Source organism: Litchfieldella xinjiangensis (assembly GCF_000759345.1).
Lineage (GTDB): Bacteria > Pseudomonadota > Gammaproteobacteria > Pseudomonadales > Halomonadaceae > Litchfieldella_A > Litchfieldella_A xinjiangensis.
Genome location: NZ_JPZL01000003.1, coordinates 122,948 through 137,641, shown reverse-complemented (window position 1 = coordinate 137,641; position 14,694 = coordinate 122,948). Strand labels below are relative to the sequence as shown.

Annotated in this window: 14 protein-coding genes and 1 pseudogene; 9 read left to right on the top strand and 6 right to left on the bottom strand. The window is 63.5% G+C overall.

Annotated elements, in window-relative coordinates; all coding sequences use genetic code 11:
* Positions 1-156: 156 nt before the first annotated feature.
* Together JH15_RS12900 and JH15_RS12895 are read right to left on the bottom strand one after the other, a co-directional pair.
* Positions 157-1,407: an ammonium transporter gene (locus JH15_RS12900; protein WP_043531001.1), complete on the bottom strand. Its 1,251-nt coding sequence runs from the start codon at positions 1,405-1,407 to the stop codon at positions 157-159.
* Between the two features lie 77 nt (positions 1,408-1,484).
* Positions 1,485-1,823: a P-II family nitrogen regulator gene (locus JH15_RS12895; protein ID WP_043530999.1), complete on the bottom strand. Its 339-nt coding sequence runs from the start codon at positions 1,821-1,823 to the stop codon at positions 1,485-1,487.
* 281 nt (positions 1,824-2,104) lie between these two features.
* Here JH15_RS12895 and JH15_RS12890 point away from each other — a divergent pair, with 281 nt between their 5' ends.
* The 3 genes from JH15_RS12890 (at position 2,105) to JH15_RS12880 (ending at position 5,350) form a co-directional block, all read left to right on the top strand.
* The gene (locus JH15_RS12890) at positions 2,105-2,539 is read left to right on the top strand and encodes an accessory factor UbiK family protein (protein WP_043530997.1); all 435 of its coding nucleotides are present in this window, start codon (positions 2,105-2,107) and stop codon (positions 2,537-2,539) included.
* Positions 2,540-2,636: 97 nt separating this feature from the next.
* A complete protein-coding gene (locus tag JH15_RS12885) occupies positions 2,637-4,145 on the top strand; it encodes a YifB family Mg chelatase-like AAA ATPase (RefSeq protein WP_043530995.1) in 1,509 nt (502 codons plus the stop codon).
* 167 nt (positions 4,146-4,312) lie between these two features.
* On the top strand, positions 4,313-5,350 hold the full coding sequence (locus JH15_RS12880) for a sodium:calcium antiporter (protein WP_043530993.1): 1,038 nt from the start codon (positions 4,313-4,315) through the stop codon (positions 5,348-5,350).
* Between the two features lie 16 nt (positions 5,351-5,366).
* On the opposite strand, the gene JH15_RS12875 is transcribed toward JH15_RS12880, so the two are convergent.
* Together JH15_RS12875 and JH15_RS12870 are read right to left on the bottom strand one after the other, a co-directional pair.
* Positions 5,367-5,858, bottom strand: a complete 492-nt coding sequence (locus tag JH15_RS12875) for a hypothetical protein (protein WP_043530992.1) — start codon at positions 5,856-5,858, stop codon at positions 5,367-5,369.
* Positions 5,855-6,859, bottom strand: coding sequence for an alpha/beta hydrolase (locus tag JH15_RS12870; RefSeq protein ID WP_043531664.1), 1,005 nt, complete (start codon positions 6,857-6,859; stop codon positions 5,855-5,857). The genes JH15_RS12875 and JH15_RS12870 overlap by 4 nt, the downstream gene beginning before the upstream one ends.
* 258 nt (positions 6,860-7,117) lie before the next feature.
* Between JH15_RS12870 and JH15_RS12865 the strand changes: the two genes are divergently transcribed.
* Positions 7,118-9,295 (top strand): malate synthase G, encoded by a 2,178-nt coding sequence (locus tag JH15_RS12865; RefSeq protein ID WP_043530991.1) that lies wholly within the window; start codon positions 7,118-7,120, stop codon positions 9,293-9,295.
* Between the two features lie 158 nt (positions 9,296-9,453).
* A complete protein-coding gene (locus tag JH15_RS12860) occupies positions 9,454-9,879 on the top strand; it encodes a PaaI family thioesterase (RefSeq protein WP_043530989.1) in 426 nt (141 codons plus the stop codon).
* Here JH15_RS12860 and JH15_RS12855 read toward each other — a convergent pair.
* Positions 9,843-10,247 carry a DUF423 domain-containing protein gene (locus JH15_RS12855; RefSeq protein WP_043530987.1) on the bottom strand — a complete coding sequence of 135 codons (405 nt, stop codon included), beginning with the start codon at positions 10,245-10,247 and terminating at the stop codon, positions 9,843-9,845. The genes JH15_RS12860 and JH15_RS12855 overlap by 37 nt on opposite strands.
* A gap of 174 nt (positions 10,248-10,421) precedes the next feature.
* Here JH15_RS12855 and JH15_RS12850 point away from each other — a divergent pair, with 174 nt between their 5' ends.
* The 4 genes from JH15_RS12850 (at position 10,422) to trmB (ending at position 13,778) form a co-directional block, all read left to right on the top strand.
* A complete protein-coding gene (locus JH15_RS12850) occupies positions 10,422-11,891 on the top strand; it encodes an alanine/glycine:cation symporter family protein (protein ID WP_043530985.1) in 1,470 nt (489 codons plus the stop codon).
* Positions 11,892-11,975: 84 nt separating this feature from the next.
* Entirely contained in the window at positions 11,976-12,176 is a 201-nt protein-coding gene (gene thiS / locus JH15_RS12845; RefSeq protein ID WP_043530983.1) for a sulfur carrier protein ThiS, read from the top strand.
* Between the two features lie 21 nt (positions 12,177-12,197).
* Positions 12,198-12,995, top strand: a complete 798-nt coding sequence (locus tag JH15_RS12840; RefSeq protein ID WP_043530981.1) for a thiazole synthase — start codon at positions 12,198-12,200, stop codon at positions 12,993-12,995.
* Positions 12,996-13,022: 27 nt separating this feature from the next.
* Complete coding sequence (trmB, locus tag JH15_RS18365; RefSeq protein WP_081949027.1) at positions 13,023-13,778, top strand: tRNA (guanosine(46)-N7)-methyltransferase TrmB; 756 nt, start codon at positions 13,023-13,025, stop codon at positions 13,776-13,778.
* Positions 13,779-13,788: 10 nt separating this feature from the next.
* On the opposite strand, the pseudogene JH15_RS12830 reads toward trmB, so the two are convergent.
* Positions 13,789-14,640, bottom strand: a pseudogene (locus JH15_RS12830) (DMT family transporter); the annotation flags it as partial.
* Between the last annotated feature and the right edge of the window lie 54 nt (positions 14,641-14,694).

The window sequence follows — 14,694 nt, the reverse complement described above, 5'->3', positions numbered from 1 at the left end:
CATCTGTTGTACGGGTGGCGCACCGAGCCCCCACGTTGAATGTTCGTTTCATGCCAAGCGGTAAGGCTCATAAGCATACACCGCTCGGCGGGGGAATAAAAAAGGCCCCCACGAAGGGGGCCAGGGGAGCACGCCAGCTCACTCGGTATGTCGCGCTTACTTCTTCGCAACGTTGAATTCGGGATAGGCTTCCAGTCCGCATTCCGCCAGGTCGACGCCTTCGTACTCTTCCTCTTCGCTGACACGGATGCCCATGACGGCCTTGAGGATCAGCCAGACGATCAGGCTGGCGATGAACACCCAGGCGAAGATGCCGATGATGCCGATGAACTGCGCACCGAAGGAAGCATCGCCATTGGTGACCGGCACCACCATCACGCCCCACATGCCGACCACACCGTGTACCGAGATGGCACCGACCGGATCGTCGATCTTCAGCTTGTCGAGGGTCACGATGGAGGCCACCACGATCAGGCCGCCGATGGCTCCTATGATTGTCGCGCCCAAGGCCGACGGAGAGAGCGGATCGGCCGTAATCGCAACCAGGCCGGCCAGGGCACCGTTGAGGGCCATGGTCAGGTCCGCCTTGCGGAACCACAGCTTGGCGAGGATCAACGCGGCGATGACGCCACCGGCGGCCGCAGCATTGGTATTGACGAAGACTTGGGCCACGTTGTTGGCGGAAACGCCATCGGACAGCTTCAGCTCGGAACCGCCGTTGAAGCCGAACCAGCCCATCCACAGGATGAAGGTACCCAGCGTGGCCAACGGCATGTTGGAACCCGGAATGGCGTAGATGGAACCATCCTTGCCGTACTTACCCTTGCGTGCACCGAGCACCAGTACACCAGCGAGGGCTGCGGCTGCACCGGCAAGGTGTACGATGCCGGAACCGGCATAGTCGGAATACCCGACCTCGGAGAGCCAGCCACCGCCCCATGTCCAGTAACCGGAGGTGGGGTAGATGAAGCCAGTCATGACCACGGCGAAGGCCAGGAAGGCCCACAGCTTCATGCGTTCGGCCACGGCACCCGAAACGATGGACATGGCGGTCGCCACGAACACCACCTGGAAGAAGAAGTCGGAGCGCATTGAGTAATACGGTGCGTCCTCACCGCCGGCCGTGATGGCGTCGACGGTGTTCTCGCCACCGATCAGAAAGCCCAGGCTGGGCAGGAAACCGCCGGCAGAACTGGAGTACATGATGTAGTAGCCGATCAGCAGGTACATCGTACAGGCGATGGCGAACAGGGCGATGTTCTTGGTCAGGATCTCGGCCGTGTTCTTGGCGCGCACCAGGCCCGCTTCGAGCATCGCGAAACCGGCGGCCATCCATAGGACCAGCACGCCGCAGATCAAGAAATAGAAGGTATCGAGCGCGTAAGTCAGCTCTGAAAGTTCGTTCATGAAAATATCTCCTGAGCCAGCGTCATTTTTCGGATAGTTGCGTTGGCATGGTTCCTGCGCACCTTGGCCGGCACGTCTCAGACGGCGTCGGCACCCCGTTCGCCGGTACGAATCCGGATCACATCTTCCAGCGGGGTCACGAACAGCTTGCCGTCACCGATCTTTCCGCTATTAGCCGCATTGCGAATGGCATCCAGCACGGCTTCCAGGCGGTCGTCATCCACGGCCACTTCCACCTTGACCTTGGGCAGGAAGTCGACGACGTATTCCGCGCCACGATAAAGCTCGGTGTGGCCTTTCTGGCGGCCAAACCCTTTGACTTCGGTTACGGTGATGCCCTGCACGCCGTTGTCGGCAAGTGCTTCACGAACATCGTCAAGCTTGAATGGCTTGATAATGGCGGTGATGAGTTTCATCTCAGTTCTCCCGTCTATGGCGTGCGTTGAAATGGCTCGCGCCTGGCCTAGACAAAGCGCAAAGCGTGCCACACCTGTCTCCGGCTTTTAAAAACAATGGGATAGGAAGTGATTGCACCATGATGAGGAGCGAGACGTGCACCAAGGATGAGGTGGCTGCACTCAAATGGTGCGGCATAAGATGGCTCGTGCATCCTATTTGGGCGCATGGGAGGCATGCGTTGTCCGGCGGGGTTGCGTATGCTGTTACCGATGGTTCAATAGCGTTCAAGGAGCGACCCATGGGCAACAATGATCGTCTCAGTCGGCTGGCCCAGCGGCTTGGAGAGCGGCTGCAGGATGCCTCGCATGCCCCCGAAGAGCTACAGCGCGGTGTCCACCAGGCCATGCGCGGCGCCTTCGACCGGATGGAACTGGTCTCGCGCGAAGATTTCGACATCCTGATGGATGTCCTGCAACGGACCCGGGCGCGTGTCGAGGCGCTGGAAACCCAGGTGGCCTCTCTGGAGGCGGCTCTGGTCACCCAGACCTCTTCGTCCACGACGCCGTCACCAAGCGCGGCCCCTACTCAGGGCGCAGCCCCGACAACGACACCGAGCGGACCGCCGAACCAGAGCGCAGCCTCGACGACGCCAAGCGCGACCGAGGACGGGCCGGCACCCGCCGAGGACGCCGGTGCGGGCGAAGCCAGCGACGGCCCATCAACCCGGGGCTGAACACGGCAATATAAACCGCTAATATAGGCGTTCCTGCTCGCGGCCCCCTTGCCGCGACGCCTGTTCTTGGACGAACCGCAATGCGCAAGGAACGCCAATGACGCTGGCCATCGTCAATACCCGGGCCAGCGTCGGCCTGGAAGCCCCCGAGGTGCTGGTCGAGGTCCACCTGGCCAATGGCCTGCCGGGGCTAACCCTGGTGGGCCTGCCTGAAACGGCCGTCAAGGAAAGTCGGGAGCGCGTACGTAGCGCCCTGGTCAATGCCGGCTTCGAGTTTCCCAATACCCGTCGCATCACCCTCAATCTTGCCCCCGCCGACTTGCCCAAGGAAGGTGGTCGCTTCGACCTGCCGATCGCCCTGGGCATACTGGTCGCGTCGGGCCAAGTGCCCGCCGAGGCGATCGATGGCGTCGAATGCCTGGGAGAACTGGCGCTGGACGGCCGGCTGCGGCCGGTTACCGGGGTATTGCCGGTGGCGTTGGCGACACGCCAGGCGCGCAGGCGCCTGATTGTGCCTCGCGAGAACGCCGACGAAGCTGCCCTGGCCGGCGATCTGGAGGTCTTGCCGGCGGGACATCTTCTGGAGGTGGTCGCGCACCTGTTGGGCCAGACACGCATCCCCGCCCATCGGCTCGCCACGCCCCCCACGATACCCGACACCAGTGCCGACCTGCTCGAGGTCCGCGGACAGCACCAGGCGCGCCGGGCCTTGGAAGTTGCCGCCGCCGGTGCCCATAACCTGTTGTTCGCTGGCCCGCCAGGCACCGGCAAGACCATGCTTGCCAGCCGACTGCCCGGCATCCTGCCGCGATTGACCGACGACGAGGCGCTGGAAGTCGCGGCGATCCGCTCGGTTGCAGGGCTCAGCCTGCGTGACGAATGGGGCGAGCGTCCGTTTCGCTCTCCCCATCACACGGCGAGTGCCGTGGCGCTGGTCGGTGGCGGCTCCAAGCCGCGTCCCGGCGAGATCTCGCTGGCTCACCAGGGCGTGCTGTTTCTCGACGAGCTGCCCGAGTTCAGCCGCAGCGTGCTCGAGGTCATGCGCGAGCCCATGGAGTCGGGGTGCATCTCGATCTCCCGGGCTAACCATCAGCGCCGGTACCCGGCCCGGTTCCAGCTGGTGGCGGCAATGAACCCATGCCCGTGCGGCCACCTGGGCGATCCGCGACAGCGCTGCCAGTGTACTGCAGCGCAGATCCAGCGTTACCAGTCGCGGCTATCGGGTCCGCTCCTTGATCGGATCGACTTGCAGGTCGAAGTTCCTGCCCTACCACCCGAGCAATTGACCTCGACCCAGGCGGGAGAGAGCTCGGCGCAGGTGCGTGCCCGGGTCGAGGCGGCGCGAGAGCGGCAATATGCCCGGGGTGGTTTGAATGCCCATTTGCCGGGACGTGAACTGGAAGCGGCGTGCGCGTTGGGCACGGCGGAGCGCACGTGGCTAGCCGAGGTGCTTGAGCGGTTAAATCTTTCGGCCCGCGCCTACCATCGCGTGCTGCGTGTGGCACTGACATTGGCCGACCTGGCCGGTGAGCCACAGCCAGCGAAAGCGCACCTGATGGAAGCCATCGGTTATCGCCAGCTCGACCGTCTGCTGCGGCGGGCCTGAGGGTAACGTTCCCTCACTGGGGTTTAACGGCCGTTGGCCAGGGCATGGTCTACGCTGGTAGCCGTGGCGCGGGCCTTCCGTGCCAGAACCCTTTCGACGCCCGGAGGCCCGATGTCAGGCAGCCAGATGCTAGTAGTACCCAGACGCTCCAAGCCAGTGGGTAACTGATGTTGGACGACCTGTCGCTTCCTCTGGCTATCGGCCTGTTCATTGCCAGCGCCGCTGTCATCGGTGTAGTGGGGACTCGATTGGCAAGCATTGTCGATGAGCTCGCCGATCGCACCGGGCTTGGGGAGGCGATCGCTGGCGCTGTACTACTGGGGTTGGCGACCTCCTTGGCAGGTATCGTCCTGTCGGTTTCGGCGGCATGGGGTGGTCGCCCCGAACTGGCCATGAGTAATGCGCTGGGGGGTATCGCGGCGCAGACGTTGTTCCTGACCGTCGCCGACCTGGCCTATCGTCGCGCCAATCTCGAGCATGCCGCTGCTTCGATAGGCAACATGATGCAGGGTGCGTTGCTCTTGTGCCTGCTGGCGTTGCTGTTGGTAGGGCGTTTCTCGACCGAGATCACGATCTGGGGCGTGCATCCGGTCACGCCAGTATTGTTCTGCGGGTACGTGTTTGGCCTGCGCCTGATCAACCAGGCCCAGATTGATCCCATGTGGAGCCCGGCGCGGACCATGGAAACGCGTGTTGACGAACCCGACGAAGCGGAGAGCCGCCGCTCCTTGACCCGGCTTTGGCTGGTATTCGTTGTACTGGCTACCTTGCTGGGTTTATCAGGTTGGGCAATGGAGCGCAGCGCCACGGTCATTTCCGATGTCTCGGGGCTCGACCAGGCGGCCGTGGGGGTACTGATGACGTCGGTGGCGACATCGCTACCCGAGCTGGTGACGACTGTCGCTGCGGTGCGGCGTGGGGCGCTCACGCTGGCCGTGGCTGGTATCATTGGCGGCAATGCCTTCGATACGCTGTTTGCCGGGGCGGCCGATATCGCCTATCGCGAGGGCTCCATCTATCATGCCACCCCGGATTCGGTCTCGTTGTGGATCGCGCTTTCGCTTCTGATGACGGGGGTGTTGCTGGTAGGACTGATCCGCCGCGAAGAGCAGGGGCCAGGTCGGATCGGCTTCGAAAGCGTTGCGATCATTGCCTGTTATGCGGTGGGTGTGGTGATGGTGCTGGTTGGAGGCGAAGGGGGCTAAGCCCCACGTCACATGTTTACAGCGCAGTGGTATCGATAGCGCCGGTTAGCTGCTGCTGCCAGCGAGGGCTTTCTTCGCCCGGGCGCCGTAGCGTCAAGGTCAGCTTATACGGCAGCAGCTCGCGATCCGACAGGCGCAACCGAGGCCCATCCGCCAACAGTCGGCTCTCGAGTAACCACTGGTTATCTTTGGCCGCTTCGGTCATCCCCGGCGTGGCATCGATCACCTGAGGGCCGTCCCGCTGCGCCAGCAAGGCCCGGCTCAAGTGTTCGCGGAAGCGCTCTACCTCGATCCCCAGAGCACGATCCACTTCAGGATCGGCCACCAGCATGACGACATCTTCAAGCGCCTGGGTCCAGTCAGGCGCGCGGATGACCTGCTGCGCAGCCCGATCGCTGAGGCTCACCAGGGCCTGGCGCACTGGCGAGGGCTGCGGCGGTGCGGAACCACAGCCAACCTGCAGCAGGGCTATCGACGAGAGCAGTAAACCCACGACGATGCGCTTCATGAACGATCGCCCGAGACATCGGAAGTGGAGGGTGTCGAAACTGGTGAAGCGCTGGCAAGCGAGGCGAGAAATCCATCGAGTGCCTCGAACAGCTCGTTGCGTATGGCCTGTGTTTCGTTGACCAGGTGATGGCGTGCCTCGGGATGACGGAAAATCGTCGCGTTGGGGAACTTGCGCGCCAGGACATCCAGGTTCCATTCCCAGTCCACCGTCATGTCCTGTTCACCCTGCAGGATCATGACCGGCACCTCATTGGGGGGCAGGGCGAGCAGTCGGGGCATCCAGCGGCGCATGGCGCTTACCCACGGGATCATTACACGGTCGGGTTGAAGCGGGTCGTGCTCGCGCAGGAAGGTGGCGAATTCCCCATCGGTGGAATTGGCGCGGTACTTGCGCGGCAGGGTGCGAATGAACGGGCTGGCCAGCAGGTGGATCCAGCTTGACTGCTGCCACCCCCACGGCCGGACCAGCGGCGCCAGCAGCGCCAGGCCGTCCCAGTGGCACGCCTCGCCCCGACGCAGCGCATCGGTGGCCAGTATGGCCGCACCGGTACTCTGGCCAAGGCCGATCCACGGCCGCGGCGCCAGCCCACTTGAAGCAAGGTGCTGCTGCAATTCGCTCAGGCAGTGGCCGTACTCATCGAAGTCACCGATCGAGGCCCGCTCTCCACTGGACAGGCCATGCCCCGGAAGATCCCATAGCACCACGCGCCAGTTCCGCTCGAGAAGCCACTCCAGCAAGTGCCGATAGAGCCCCAGATGGTCAAAGTAGCCATGCACCACGAAGGCGGTGCCATGGGGTTCGCGGGGGCTCCAGACTTGAGTCCATAGACGAAAACCGCCCGCATCGACGAAGCCGACGTGCACACCGACATGCTCGGTGAGCAGGGGGGTGAGCCGGTAATGCTCGAAATAGCGGTCGAGGTGCTCGTCCCAGGGAGGCAGGCCGGGTCTGGCCCGGGTCATCGGCCCCAGGGCCTGCAGAGGGGAAAAATCGGTCATCGAACTCTCCATGTCATGTCTCATGCTAGCGCCTGGACCGCCACGAAGAAACAATGTTTCCTGCGCACCGGGACCAGCCTGCTAAGGTGAACAGCAGGTACGTGCCCATGCATCGTGCATCTTTAGTCGCGCCACTGGAGACGCGCGCGCCTTTTCGCGTATTATGTGGAAGCCTTTTCCATAAATTTATTCGGCGACCCGGGCGGCAGCATGACGCCGTCGGCGGTGCGTGCCGGCTGACGCATCAGGAGACCCAACATGACCGAACGAGTCACTCGCCATCGCCTTCAGGTGGCTTCCGAGCTGGAGCGCTTCATCAATGAGCAGGCGCTGCCCGGTACCGGCGTCGACGCCGAGGCCTTCTGGGCGGGTGTCGATGCCCTGTTTCATGATCTGACACCCAAGAATCAGGAATTGCTCGCCGAACGTGATCGCCTGCAGGCCGAGCTGGATGCCTGGCATCGCGAAAATCCCGGCCCGGTGCGCGACATGGCCGGCTACCGCGCCTTCTTGCAGAAGATCGGCTACCTGGTCGATGCCCCGGCCGGCGTCAAGGCCACTACGACCAACGTCGACCGCGAGATCGCCGAGCAGGCCGGGCCGCAGTTGGTGGTGCCGGTCAGCAATGCACGCTATGCCCTGAATGCCGCCAACGCCCGCTGGGGCAGCCTTTACGATGCGCTATACGGTACCGACGTCATCAGCGAGAAGGACGGCGCAGAGAAGGGCAGCGACTACAACCCCAAGCGCGGCGCCAAGGTCGTCGCCTACGCCCGTGGGGTTCTCGATCTGGCCGCTCCCCTGGCGACGGGCTCGCACCGCGATAGCGTCAACTACCAGGTGCGTGATGGCCACCTGGTGGTCAAGCTCGAAGGGGGGCGCGAGACCGGGCTCAAGGATCCCGGCAAGTTGGTCGGCTATCAGGGCGACAGTCACCACCCCGAAACGCTGCTGCTGACCCACAATGGCCTGCATCTGGAAATTCAGTTCGATGACCAGCACCCCATCGGCAAGACCGACCCGGCGGGCGTCAAGGATGTGGTGGTCGAGGCGGCCCTGACCACCATCATGGATTGCGAGGACTCGGTGGCGGCCGTGGATGCCGAGGACAAGGTCCTCGTCTATCGCAACTGGCTGGGCCTGATGAAGGGCGACCTGGAAGAACAGGTGGCCAAGGGCGGCAAGGCCCTGACCCGCCGTCTCAACCCCGATCGTGACTACCTCACGCCCCAGGGCGGCCATCTGCGGCTCCCCGGTCGTTCGCTGATGTTCGTACGTAACGTCGGTCACCTGATGACCACGCCGGCGATCCTCGACAGCGAGGGCAACGAACTGCCGGAAGGCATTCTCGATGCGGTGATGACCGGCCTGATTGCCCTGCATGACCTGAAGAAGGACGAGGGCAAGCCGCGCAACTCCCGTACCGGCTCGGTCTATATCGTCAAGCCCAAGATGCACGGGCCCAAGGAAGTGGCACTGGCCAACGAATTGTTCGGCCGCGTCGAGGATATCGTGGGCATGGCGCGCGACACCCTGAAGATGGGCATCATGGACGAGGAGCGCCGCACCTCGGTCAATCTCAAGGCATGTATCAACGAAGCCGCCTCGCGGGTGGTATTCATCAATACCGGTTTCCTCGACCGCACCGGCGACGAGATGCACACCGCCATGGAAGCCGGCCCGATGATCCGCAAGGGCGACATGAAAGGTGCGTCCTGGATCGGTGCCTATGAGCGCAATAACGTGTTGGTCGGCCTGGCGTGTGGACTGCGTGGCCGCGCCCAGATCGGCAAGGGGATGTGGGCGATGCCCGATCTGATGGCCGCCATGCTCGAGCAGAAGATTGGCCATCCCAAGTCCGGGGCCAACACGGCCTGGGTGCCGTCGCCCACGGCAGCCGCCTTGCACGCGCTGCACTATCACCAGATCGATGTCGATGCCATTCAGCGTGAGCTCGAAGCCCAGGGCGAGCAGGACCTGCTCGACGACCTGTTGACCGTGCCGGTGGCCGAGCAGGCCAACTGGGCGGATGACGAGATCCAGCAGGAGCTCGACAACAACTGCCAGGGCATCCTCGGCTACGTGGTGCGCTGGGTCGAGCATGGCGTGGGCTGCTCCAAGGTACCCGATATCCATGACGTGGGGCTGATGGAGGATCGCGCCACGCTGCGGATTTCTAGCCAGCACATTGCCAACTGGCTGCATCATGGTGTGGTCGATGCCGAGCGGGTCCGCAAGACGCTCGAGCGCATGGCCAAGGTGGTCGACGATCAGAATTCGGCCGATCCCGACTACACGCCGATGTCCGCCGATTTCGAAGGCTCCAGCGCCTTCCAGGCGGCCAGCGACCTGGTCTTCAAGGGACGCGCCCAGCCGGCGGGCTACACCGAGCCGCTACTGCATCACTGGCGTGCGGTCCACAAGGCCAAGCATTGAGTGCTTGGCATAACGTCATGATGTAAGCCCCGAACCGAAACGCTCCCACCATTGGCGGGAGCGTTTTTCGTTGCCGTCCCCCTCGGAGGCTGGGCGAGGTCAGCGCCTTGGGGTATCGTGTGGCGCAATGCCCATATCGTGCCGCTTGGAGAGCTCCCATGACCGTCATGACCGCTGCTGCGATCGAGGATTTTCTCGACGATGTCTTTCCTCATCGACAGGGAACCATCGAAGGGGTCGACGACATGCGGGCCACCATGAGCCTGGCCATCGAAGACGAACACTTGCGCCCGGGGGCAAGCGTTTCCGGTCCCAGCATGATGGGCCTGGCCGATGTCTGCCTCTACGTGGCGATCCTGGCCCAGATCGGCCCCGAGCCAATGGCCGTGACCACCGACCTGAATTGCCACTTCCTGCGCCGCGCCCGCGGCGACCGCGACCTGATCGCCAATGCGCGTATCGTCAAGCTGGGCCGCCGTCTGGTGGTGGGTGAGGTGGAGCTGTTTTCCGCCGGCGATGACGAACCCGTGGCTATCGTCACGGCCACCTATGCGGTTCCCGACCGCGACGAAGACGACGACTGAGCGCGCCAGGCACTGACCCCCAGCGCCAGCCAGCCAGCCATCATCAGTAATCCCCCGACCGGTGTCACCGGCCCCAGCCATCGGGCGCCGGTGAGTACCAGTAGATACAGCGATCCCGAAAACAGCACGATGCCCGTGCCCCACAAGGTCAGCACCAGTCGCTGGCCCTTGAGTGGCATGAATTGCCGCCATACCAGGATCCCCAGGCCTGCCAGGGTGTGCCAGGCCTGGTAACGTACGGCCGTCTCGAAGGCCTTGAGCGAGTTGGGCGCAACCTGGTCGGCCAGGGCGTGGGCGCCGAAGGCCCCGGCGGCCACGGTGACGAAACCGCTGAGGGCCACGGCCATCCAGGCGAGGCGATAAGGCATGTGTCGAGTCTCCCGAGTGTCTACGCTGTGGTTATAGCTTGGGTACAGTATTTATCAAAGATAGGAGCGGTTGGGTGCGGCCAGGGGGCGATGCCGCTACCATGCTCGACTTTCGCCGCGGCGTGCCCAGGCGAGGGCACGTTGCTGATTGCGTCTTCTCAGGAGAATCATGCCATGGAAACCTTCGAATCGCTGCGTGATGCCATCTACGCCGTGATGAATCCGGTCAGCGATTTTATCTGGAGCTATATTCTGGTCTACCTGCTACTTGGGGCCGGGGTCTGGTTCACGATTCTGACGCGAGGCATGCAGTTTCGCCTGTTCGGACACATGGCGCGCGTCACGGTGACCGCTCGTGGGGCCGGCGAGGGGGTCAGTGGCTTCCAGGCCTTTGCCACTTCCATGGCGGCCCGTGTGGGTACCGGGAACCTGGCGGGGGTCGCCCTGGCCCTTTGGGTCGGGGGGCCTGGCGCCATCTTCTGGATGTGGGTCACGGCACTGGTGGGGTTCGCCACGGCCTTCATCGAGTCGACATTGGCGCAGGTCTACAAGCACCGCAACGAGGATGGCGTGTTCCGGGGTGGCCCGGCCTACTACATCGAGCGCTGCCTGGGCTGGCGCTGGCTGGGTGCCCTGTTCGCCGTGTTCCTGATCATCGCCTATGGCCTGGCGTTCAACGCCGCACAGTCCAATACCATCGCCCAGGGCATGAATGGCGCCTTCGGCATTCCCAACTGGATCACGGGGCTGGTGATCGTCGTGCTTGCGGGTCTGGTGATCTACGGTGGGCTCAAGTCAGTGGCGCGCACCGCCGAGAAGATCGTGCCGATAATGGCTATTGCCTACCTGCTGGTCGCCCTGTATATCCTGTTCGTCAATATTGCCGCCGTTCCGGACATGCTCTCGCTGATTGTGATGAGTGCCTTCGGTTTCGGCCCTGCGGTCGGTGGGGCTGCCGGTTACGCCATCAAGGCGGCGATGGAGAACGGCATCAAGCGTGGGTTGTTCTCGAACGAGGCAGGCATGGGCTCGACTCCGAACGCCGCTGCGCAGGCCACGGTCAAGCACCCCGCGGCCCAGGGGCTGGTGCAGTCATTCGGGGTTTTCGTCGATACCATCGTGATCTGTAGCTGCACGGCCGTGGTGATCCTGCTGTCCGGGGTCTATGAGCGGCTGCTCTCCACCTCACCAGGCGAGAGCATCGAGGGCATTCAGCTGACCCAGGATGCCATGGTGGATCATCTGGGGAGCTTCGGCGAAATCTTCATCGCCCTGGCGATCCTGTTCTTCGCGTTTACTTCGATACTCGCCAACTTTTCATTTTCGGCGGTCAATATCGAATACCTTTTCCGGCGTCACGCCAAGGTCGCAGTGAGTGCCTTGAAGGTCGTCATTCTGGTCATGGTAATGGTTGGCTCGGTATCCGATCTGACATTCGTATGGAACTTCGCCGACCTGGCAATGGGCCTCATGGCTACGACCAACCTGTTCGCGATCCTGTTCATGGCCCCCATCGCCATCGGTGTACTCAAGGATTACGAGCGTCAACGCCGCGAGGGAGTTCATGAGCCCGTCTTCACGCCGTCGGTTCTCAAGCGACCCGAGCTGGTCGACAGGGACGTATGGCCCGACAGGGATGCCTGAGCGGGCGATTGAGGTTAAAATACCGGCCCGCGATTCGGCGGGCCCGCATGGCCCACGATGATGCGAGACGACTCGGAGGCAGGCATGCAGATTCAGCTCAACGGTGAGAAGACGACGGTAGACGACGCTGCCACGGTGCAGGCGCTCGTCGAGTCCCTGGGGCTGGCCGAGCGGCGGATTGCCGTCGAAGTCAACGAGGAAATCGTGCCACGCAGCCAGCACAGCGAGCGGCGTCTAGCCGACGGCGACAGCGTGGAAATCGTACATGCCATTGGCGGTGGTTGAGCACCGCGCAAGGAGACATAGATGTCTTTACCGTTTCAGGATCCGCCGCTGACCATCGCCGGGCGCGAGTTTTCGTCGCGACTGTTGGTCGGCACCGGCAAGTACAAGGACTTCGACGAGACGGCACGAGCCATCGATGCCAGCGGCGCAGAGATCGTGACCTTTGCCGTGCGTCGCACCAACCTCGGTCAGGAGGCGGGCGAGCCCAACCTGCTCGACGCGGTTTCTCCCCAGCGTTACACCCTGCTGCCCAATACCGCCGGTTGCTATACCGCCAAGGATGCCGTGCGTACCTGCAAGCTCGCACGTGAGCTGCTCGATGGCCACAAACTGGTCAAGCTCGAGGTGCTGGGCGATACCGATACGTTGTATCCCAACGTGGTGGAAACGCTCAAGGCCGCCGATGAGCTGCTCAAGGACGGCTTCGACGTCATGGTCTATACCAGTGACGATCCGATCGTCGCCAAGGAGCTCGAAGCGCGGGGCTGCTGTGCGGTGATGCCGCTGGGCTCGCTGATCGGCTCCGGCCATGGTCTGCAGAACCCGCACAACCTGAGCCTGATCGTCGAACGCGCCAGTGTGCCTGTGCTGGTCGATGCCGGCATCGGTACCGCCTCGGATGCCGCCATGGCCATGGAGCTGGGCTGTGACGCCGTGCTGATGAACTCGGCCATTGCCCATGCCCGGCAGCCCGAACTGATGGCCCGTGCGATGCGCAAGGCAGTGGAGGCAGGGCGCGAGGCATTCCTGGCCGGCCGTATGCCACGCCGCCAGAGCGCCGAACCCTCTTCCCCATTTGCCGGCCGCATCAACGGCTGATTTCTTTCAACGACTGCTGCGAGCCGTATGAACGACCGATACTCCGAGACGCCTGAGGTCACTGACTCTCACTCCGCTGCTCCTGGCGAACCGGCCCCGTTACATCGTCGGGGCATCAAGAGCTACGTACTGCGCGCAGGGCGCATGACCGCGGCCCAGACCCGCGGGTTGGAAGAAGTCTGGCCGCGCCTGGGCCTCACCCTGGCAGAGGGTCGCCAGGATCTGGACGCGCTGTTCGGCCGCCAGGCGCCACGCGTGGTGGAGGTGGGCTTCGGCATGGGGGGCTCGCTGATCGAGCAGGCCGAGACGCACCCCGATACCGATTTCATCGGTATCGAAGTCCATGCCCCGGGGGTCGGCAAGCTACTCGATGAAGCGGACAAGCACGGCCTGACCAACCTGCGGGTCTACCGTGAGGATGCCTTGCGGGTGCTCGACGAATGTATTCCCGAAGCCTCGATCGATACACTGCAGCTATTCTTCCCCGATCCCTGGCCGAAGAAGAAGCACCAGAAGCGCCGTATCCTTCAGCCGGCTTTCGCCGAACTGGTTCGTACCCGGCTCAAGCCCGGCGGGGTGTTCCATATGGCCACCGATTGGCAGAACTACGCCGAGCAGATGGCCGAGATCATGGCCGCTGCGCCGGGTTTTCGTAATACGGCGACCTCGGAAACGATGCCGTTCGTGCCACGTCCCACGTTTCGTCCGTTGACCAAGTTCGAGGCGCGCGGTGAGCGACTGGGGCACGGGGTGTGGGATCTGATTTTCGCGCGCTGCGAATAGCCACCGCGACCCCGAAGCCCGCCACCGCCATCCCGACGAGTGCCCACAACCCGGGGTATTCGCCGAACATGGCGGCGGTCCAGACGAGGGTCACCGCCGGGGTCAGGTAGACCAGGGTCGAGGTCTTCGTGACCCCGAGCTGGCGCAAGCTCGCCACGAACAGGCCATATCCGCCCAAGCTCGACAGGACCACCAGCCAGCCGATGGCCCACAGGCTGTCGGTATCGGTCTGGGGCAACGCCAGGCTGCCCCCGATCCACGCAGCCAGCGTGAAGATCAGCGCGGCGCCTGTCAGTTGTATCGTCAGCGTGGCGGGCAGTGACATCGCCGAGGGCCCGCGTACGGTCAGCAAGCTACCCAACGTCACCGATATCACCGACAGCAAGGGCAAGCCATAGCTCCACAAGGGCGGGCTCGTTGCGTTGGTGGCGAGGTCGCCGACGACACATAGACCCATGCCCAGGCTGGCGATGATCATGCCCAACCAGCCGCGGCCGGAGAGGCGCTCACCCAGCCAGGGGCCTGCCAGGGCCGATGCCAGGATTGGTTGCAGCGCGGTCATCAGCGCCACGATGCCGGCATTGACGCCCTGCTCGATCGCCAGGATCACGCCAAGCAGGTAGCCGCCCATGGTCAGGCTGCCGGTCAGCAGCTCACGCAGCATCTCCTGTCTCGCTAAGGGCCGGCTCCCCTTGAGCCACCACCAGAGCCCGACCAACAGGGCAGCCAGCACGAAGCGCCATGCGAACAGCGAGAGCACCGGCGTAGCCGCTTCGCTGGCGAGCCTGCCCCCGATGAAGCCGGAACTCCAGCACACCACAAAGCCGATGGCGATGAGTAGCGAACCGATGGGCGTCGACATGCAAGGCTCCTTGTCGGTGAATGGACCTTGAGGATGGACGAAATTCAGTATTCA

Bases quoted from the DNA above. Each gene is read 5' to 3' on its own strand.
- JH15_RS12900 (WP_043531001.1), bottom strand. From the start codon at position 1,407: ATGAACGAACTTTCAGAGCTGACTTACGCGCTCGATACCTTCTATTTC.
- trmB (WP_081949027.1), top strand. From the start codon at position 13,023: ATGAACGACCGATACTCCGAGACGCCTGAGGTCACTGACTCTCACTCC.
- JH15_RS12880 (WP_043530993.1), top strand. From the start codon at position 4,313: ATGTTGGACGACCTGTCGCTTCCTCTGGCTATCGGCCTGTTCATTGCC.
- JH15_RS12850 (WP_043530985.1), top strand. From the start codon at position 10,422: ATGGAAACCTTCGAATCGCTGCGTGATGCCATCTACGCCGTGATGAAT.
- thiS (WP_043530983.1), top strand. From the start codon at position 11,976: ATGCAGATTCAGCTCAACGGTGAGAAGACGACGGTAGACGACGCTGCC.
- JH15_RS12875 (WP_043530992.1), bottom strand. From the start codon at position 5,858: ATGAAGCGCATCGTCGTGGGTTTACTGCTCTCGTCGATAGCCCTGCTG.
- JH15_RS12855 (WP_043530987.1), bottom strand. From the start codon at position 10,247: ATGCCTTATCGCCTCGCCTGGATGGCCGTGGCCCTCAGCGGTTTCGTC.
- JH15_RS12895 (WP_043530999.1), bottom strand. From the start codon at position 1,823: ATGAAACTCATCACCGCCATTATCAAGCCATTCAAGCTTGACGATGTT.
- JH15_RS12860 (WP_043530989.1), top strand. From the start codon at position 9,454: ATGACCGTCATGACCGCTGCTGCGATCGAGGATTTTCTCGACGATGTC.
- JH15_RS12885 (WP_043530995.1), top strand. From the start codon at position 2,637: ATGACGCTGGCCATCGTCAATACCCGGGCCAGCGTCGGCCTGGAAGCC.
- JH15_RS12890 (WP_043530997.1), top strand. From the start codon at position 2,105: ATGGGCAACAATGATCGTCTCAGTCGGCTGGCCCAGCGGCTTGGAGAG.
- JH15_RS12870 (WP_043531664.1), bottom strand. From the start codon at position 6,859: ATGACCGATTTTTCCCCTCTGCAGGCCCTGGGGCCGATGACCCGGGCC.
- JH15_RS12865 (WP_043530991.1), top strand. From the start codon at position 7,118: ATGACCGAACGAGTCACTCGCCATCGCCTTCAGGTGGCTTCCGAGCTG.
- JH15_RS12840 (WP_043530981.1), top strand. From the start codon at position 12,198: ATGTCTTTACCGTTTCAGGATCCGCCGCTGACCATCGCCGGGCGCGAG.